The 6411-nt window shown below is 38.8% G+C and carries 3 protein-coding genes and 2 pseudogenes; all 5 read left to right on the forward strand.

The genetic code is table 11. The annotated features are described in order from the left end of the window. Window positions 1–176 (forward strand): annotated as a pseudogene (locus tag BCU94_RS19775) (transposase); the annotation flags it as partial. A gap of 929 nt (window positions 177–1105) precedes the next feature. Next, entirely contained in the window at window positions 1106–2872 is a 1767-nt protein-coding gene (locus tag BCU94_RS07570) for a sulfatase (RefSeq protein WP_102476052.1), read from the forward strand. A 96-nt stretch (window positions 2873–2968) separates the two neighbouring features. Next, on the forward strand, window positions 2969–4954 hold the full coding sequence (locus tag BCU94_RS07575; protein WP_102476053.1) for an FAD-dependent oxidoreductase: 1986 nt from the start codon (window positions 2969–2971) through the stop codon (window positions 4952–4954). Further along, window positions 4954–6129 (forward strand): hypothetical protein, encoded by a 1176-nt coding sequence (locus tag BCU94_RS07580; RefSeq protein ID WP_102476054.1) that lies wholly within the window; start codon window positions 4954–4956, stop codon window positions 6127–6129. The genes BCU94_RS07575 and BCU94_RS07580 overlap by 1 nt, the downstream gene beginning before the upstream one ends. Before the next feature lie 189 nt (window positions 6130–6318). Beyond that, window positions 6319–6411: pseudogene (locus BCU94_RS19780) on the forward strand (Mobile element protein); the annotation flags it as partial.

The following is a 6411-nucleotide window of genomic DNA, read 5'->3' on the forward strand; positions in this document are numbered from 1 at the left end:
ATATCCTCAATAGGCTGAACATTCCCGCAGAGAATTGGCTTAAAATCACCACTGAGTTTGGCGCTTTATTCAAAGGTGCGGTGGGGGCGTTGCCTGCATTAACAGATTATTGTGAGCATTTAGACCTAAAACGACGACAAGGTGCAGCTAACTGTCAGCGCTGGTTGTGCGCTTAATACACCATTTCTTAATTTCAAATAAAAGCATTTTCCACTTGATAGATATCAAGCTTTTTTGCTGTGTTGAATTTAGTTTATGAGTTATTTTTGGTGATTAATGATGAAATATTCAGTCCTTTGGCAGGAATAATCCCATCAGTAAATGAATGTTGGTGTTGGCAACTCAAAATGAAAGGCGTTATGTTATAACTTCAAAATAATGGGTGGCTATGTATTAGGTTTGATAAGTCGACAGGCGAAAACTATGAACATCGCCGTGAGTGGGTAGATCAATTAACATTGCCACCCATTTTAATTGCTTCATCATCGCGAACCTTAATTAAAGCTTAATAGGAATTAATCTCATCTTGAATGGCGCAGGAGTCTACCATGAAGAATATTTCACATAGCGATCACGATCCCAATATCAATTGTTTATAATGATTCCTATGCAAGATTCAGCTTGATACGCAAAACAAAAACACACTATTAACTCAAAACCCAATCAAAAAACCACTTTCGCAAACAAGAAGCCAACTTTTGCAAACAAGAAACCAACAAAACCTCATTTAAAACATGTAAGCAGCACAATGATTGCTTAACAGCATCAAGTCCGACTGCAACAACAAACCTAAATAATGAAAAAATTAAGTGCTGAACGAACGTCGAATCGAATTAATCTACGACCAACAAAGCAGACATTATCCCAACTATTAGATAGACGGACTGAACAATTTAAACTCAGCATTGATTGATAATAACCTCCAAGTACATACCGAAAATCCAAACCCTGTAACTTCCCTCAATCACTTATTTCATTGAGGAGCATAAACATGACCTAGCAATAAATAGACAAATAACATCTGAGATAGTTGACAAAATGACCAATTTAAAAATAACATAACATCATATGTTTATTTAGATGCAATGTTTAAGTGGTTGAATAAATGAAAGGTCTCCAAGTGGCTATATATACAAAAATAAATCTCAAAGTCGTGATATCGATACTTTGGGGGGGCTGTTGTTTATCCTCTGTTGTTGTAGCAAATACCTTCGATTCTAGTATTAAACCTACAGGTTTAAATAAGAGCGATCTTAGCCAACCTAATGTTGTATTCATCGCAATTGATGATTTGAAAGCGGGATCAGGCGCAATTACTCCAAACATTGATGCAATAGCAAAGGGAGGAGTCCGATTTACTCAAGCATATGCACAGCAAGCAATATGCGGTCCTTCAAGAGCAAGTGTACTAACAGGAACGCGCCCTGATACCACAGGGGTAATTCATAACTACATTAAATTTCGTGATAAATATCCTGATATCATTACTTTGCCCCAGCACTTTAGTGCCCACGGATATAATACAAGTTACGTTGGTAAAATTTTTCATCATGGTGATAAAGATGACAAACTTTCTTGGAATTGGCCTGCGGTTCAAACCATTCCAAATCAAATAGCAAAACCTAGACGCTACGCATTGAGCATTAACCAACAGCAGCAAATAGCCAATAAAAAAATTATGAAACTGCGTTATGGCGAGCAAGCCAAGTTTGGGCTTGGAAGTGGACCAGCATTTGAAAAGGCAAAAGTTGCGGATACCGCATATAAAGACGGTTACAATGCTCAGTTAGCTATTTTGACTATTCAAGAATTAACAGAACAATCACATAAACCATTTTTTTTCGGCTTTGGTTTGAATAAACCACACCTTCCATGGGTTGCTCCACAAAAATATTGGGACTTATATCAAAATCATGATATTGAATTAACTACGCTAAGAGCGCCTCCGAAGAATGGCGCTAGCGTAGGACTGCACTCTTCCTTTGAGCTAAGAACTTTTTCTAACATCCCCAAAAAAGGTCCTATTAATGACACATTAGCTATTGAACTGAAACATGCTTACCTTGCATCGGTGAGTTACGTTGATGCACAAATAGGTAAGCTAATTAGAGCTTTAGAATCTCAAAACATCATGCAAAACACCATAATTGTCTTGTGGAGCGATCATGGATATCACATAGGTGAAATGGGAATTTGGGGTAAGGCCAGTAACTATGAAACAGCAACGCGTGTTCCGTTAATAATATCTACCCCTGAGACCAGAAAAAATCCGAAATCAGTCACTTCACAAGCATTAGTTGAATTAGTGGATCTTTATCCAACATTAACAGAGCTTGCAGGTTTTTCAGCCCCCGTTATCACCCAAGGAAAAAGTATGGTGCCTTTACTGGAAAACCCTAATCAAATTTGGAAACAAGCCGCTTTCAGCCAATTTCCAACACCTGCACTACGTGAATGGGGAGCATACCCTTTACGAAAAGGCATGCGAGAAACCTATTTCGGACCATTATTACAACAAGTAGAAACTCAAATTCAGCATCAATTCAAACACAACCAACATGCTACTAAAATAAATGAGTGGAATAGAGAGCTTTTTGAGAAATTCCTTATGGGGTATGCCATGCGTACCTCTCAATATCGCATTATCGTTTGGAAAGACCACAGAGATCCGCAGCTGAGTCCACTTTTTGTAGAAGTGTTTGATCATCATCAAGACCCTCATGAAACAGTCAATATTGCAGAGTTAAAACCAGATTTAACAACAGCTCTGTTGGCTCAATTGAAGGAAACCTGGCCGAATAGCTCTGTCTCATCTATTGAACAAAATAAGGGACGCATCAATTCAGTAGATACTATTAATAAAGATCATTAAACAGCCTAGATAATCGCTTCTATTGTATTACACCTTTAACTAGCTGGTTTCACTGAGTGATTTTGAATTCAATTGTTAACAAGGAAGAACTAAAACATGAAAAGAAGAAGCTTTTTTAAAGCTGCAGCTCTAGCATCTGTATTTCCAGCAAGTGCTAGCCAAATGGCTATTGGTATCGGCTCTGCTGATAAAAATAAAAACTCAAATACAAATACACCACTCTCCGATGGGTCCAAAAGTCAATTCAATCAACAAGACCGCACTAAAGACAAATGGCTAAACTTAGGTACGAATAACAATACAGATTTAAATCGGCCCAGTCGAAATGTCAGCCTTAGTGCTGATATTGTTGTCATCGGCGGTGGCGCCGCTGGTATATGTGCAGCCGTCTCTGCAGCAAGATTAGGCTCTAAGGTGGTACTGGTACAAGATAGGCCTGTTTTAGGGGGCAATGCTTCAAGTGAAATGCGTGTGCACTTAAATGGCGTCAACCGTTTAAACTCAGGCCTTGCAGAGCGTGAAACTGGTATCATTGAAGAAATATTATTGCATAATCGTTTCGAAAACCCACAAGAATCATTTCCTGTTTGGGACCATGTTTTGTATGACTTTGTCATACGAGAACCTAACATTGAATTGATGTTAAACACCCAAGCTATAGCAAGTATCGTCAAGGATAACCAAATTCAGCAGGTTCGATGCTGGCAACTCACAACGGAAACTGAATATTTAATTAGCGCACAATATTTTATCGACTGCTCAGGCGATGGACTTATGGCCGCTACTGCTGGCGCAGAATATCGAACTGGACGTGAAGGAAAATCTGAGTTTAATGAACAATTTGCCCCAGATGTTGCAGATGGGTGGCAAATGGGCGCATCATTACTAATGTCTGCGAAAGACATGGGCCGTGAAACCCCCTACACCGCGCCTTCATGGGCGATCAAATTTGATGCTAAAAATGCCCATAAGCGCCGAAAATTTGCAGCTTACGATGAAGGTATTTGGTGGGTTGAAGTCGGTAGTGAATATGACATTGTTGGTGAGCAAGAGATTAATCGACACAAATTAATGGGTTACCTTCATGGTGTTTGGGATCATATTAAAAATTCTGGTCAATTCCCTGAATCAGCAAACCTCGCTCTAGATTGGGTGGGTTCATTGCCATCAAGGCGTGAATCTCGGCGCTTTATAGGAGACTATATACATAATGAACGAGACTTAATTGAACTACGACACTTTGAGGATGCTGTTGCATTTGGCGGTTGGGGAATTGATGAGCACAATCCAGGAGGTATGGATAACATCCACATGGCACCTACTATCTTTCATGCTCACTTTGATGAAGTCTACCAAATTCCTTATAGAAGCTTATATTCACGAACAATAACTAACTTATTATTTGCAGGAAGAAACATCAGTCAAACTCATATCGCACTTGCCTCTTCTCGTATCATGGCAACTTGTGCCCTTATGGGCCAAGCTGTGGGTACCGCTGCAAATTTATGTCAAAAGTTGAACGTAAGCCCAAGGCAGTTAGGGAAGAGTCATATCAATGAATTACAAGAGCAATTATTACGTGATGATGTCTTTATTCCGAAAAGGCCAGCAAAAGCACCGAATGATCTAGCACGTAAAAGTACTTTATTTGCTTCAAGTACCTTGTCTGGAGATATCAGTCTCCTATTAAATGGCATTTCACGAGATATAGACAATAAAATCAATCACTGGCAATCTCGAAATTTGCCAGCCAATATACAATTGGAATGGCCTAAGCCTGTTGGTATATCAACAGTTGAAATAAAATGTGACACCAATGTGAAACGCAATATCATGATGCGTAAAGATTCCAAGAATGACCAATACTTTAGTAATAGCGTGCCTGATGAAATGGTTAAAGATTTAAAGCTTCAAGCTAGAGTTAAAGGTCAATGGATTGATGTTGCTAGCATTAAACAAAATCGAACACGCTTAATTAAAGTCAACTTCCCATCCGTTAATGCTACAGCGTTAAAACTAGAGATACTTTCAACATACGGTAAACCAACAGTAAAACTTTTTGAAATAAGAGCTTATAGCTAATGTCTATTTTAAGGCGAGTATCTATTTTATTGTTAACTATATTTTTAACGGCTTGTAGTAAACCTGAGCCGTTAATCAGTATTTCGGTAAACTTTACTCACCCAGGTAGCAAAACGAGCGTAGCGGAAAGTAACATATTATATGTCTCATCAGAATCAATTCGCAGCTCAGATTTGAGCAAAAGCTTTTCAGGCTTACCAGAAGAGTTAACTCGTAACTATTCGATGAATGTCATATCCGTTTTTTGCGGCGAAGATCTTTGCAAGACAGATCTTGTGACTTTACATTGGGATGCAATAGGTCAATTCACCCATTACACTATGGCCGATAACCTCAAACTGGAAAAAGGCCAAGCACAGGATTTTGAGCCGCAAGATTACGTAAAGTTAACAAGTATCTTATCGAATAAGCAATCAGGCTTAGCAGATTTAAAAGCCAGTGAACTGATCAATAAGACAAGTAGCGGGTCAGCGCCTACTGTCGGCGCAGATGCTGTTACAGGCGCTACTGTAGCCATTAACAAACAAGATTATATTGAAGGGGCAATTTGGACTTGTTATACACTTTGGCATTTTGCTCAAGGTGAACTAGTCAGCATTGTCGCCAATATTACAGGCAGTGAACTTAACCAGTTGGAACTGCTGAACTTACTCAAACATGAAAAAAATGAGTTACAGCAATTTGCCATTTCACAGCTAGCCTACCAGCAATATCAAGATAACAAAACAATCGCAGCAGTCACTGAATTTGCTTTAACAAACCAGTCAGGTTTTGAAAATGACATCATCGCGTTCTCCAAGAATTTAGCAATGCCGCAGTACCAGAAAATGGTTACAGAACTCACTTTATATGGCAGTCACTCTCTCAGATTGAGAATATTGCAATCTCTACTAGAATCAGAGGAAATAATTAAACTAAATAGCACGTTAATATTAGCATTAGCGAAACAAATATCCGCTTGGCAAGACCCACAATCTTTACATAGCTTTCTGCAGCTATTGCAGAAGCAAAATAATCAGAGTCCACAGCTGATTCAAGCATTGATTCCCTCATTACAACAAGCAGATTTTATCAGTGCAAGAAACGTGTATTATTATCTAATTAATCATGTGACTCATACTCAGCATCAACAAAAGTTGACTTTATTTCAGCAATTACATGCTGAGAAACTATAGTCATAAATCATACTTGCACAAAGAAATAACATGGCCACCCATGATTAATGGCTATATATCAAACACTCTACTAGGCTTTGGTTACTGCTTAATATTCGGTGATTTAATAACATGGCCACCCATTCTAAGTGGCTAAATGTTAAACACCCTACTAGGCTTTAGTTATTGCTCATTACTTGGTGATTAAAGATGGCCAGACCTAGAAAAACACTCGTGAGTTTAGAAGATACGCCTTACTACCACTGTTGTTCGCGTGTGGTACGTAAGGCATTTTTGTGTGGG

The organism is Shewanella sp. 10N.286.52.C2, assembly GCF_002874545.1.
Taxonomy (GTDB): Bacteria; Pseudomonadota; Gammaproteobacteria; order Enterobacterales; family Shewanellaceae; genus Shewanella.

Coding starts and splice junctions, on each gene's coding strand:
- BCU94_RS07570 (WP_102476052.1), top strand. CDS start 1,106: ATGAAAGGTCTCCAAGTGGCTATATATACAAAAATAAATCTCAAAGTC.
- BCU94_RS07575 (WP_102476053.1), top strand. CDS start 2,969: ATGAAAAGAAGAAGCTTTTTTAAAGCTGCAGCTCTAGCATCTGTATTT.
- BCU94_RS07580 (WP_102476054.1), top strand. CDS start 4,954: ATGTCTATTTTAAGGCGAGTATCTATTTTATTGTTAACTATATTTTTA.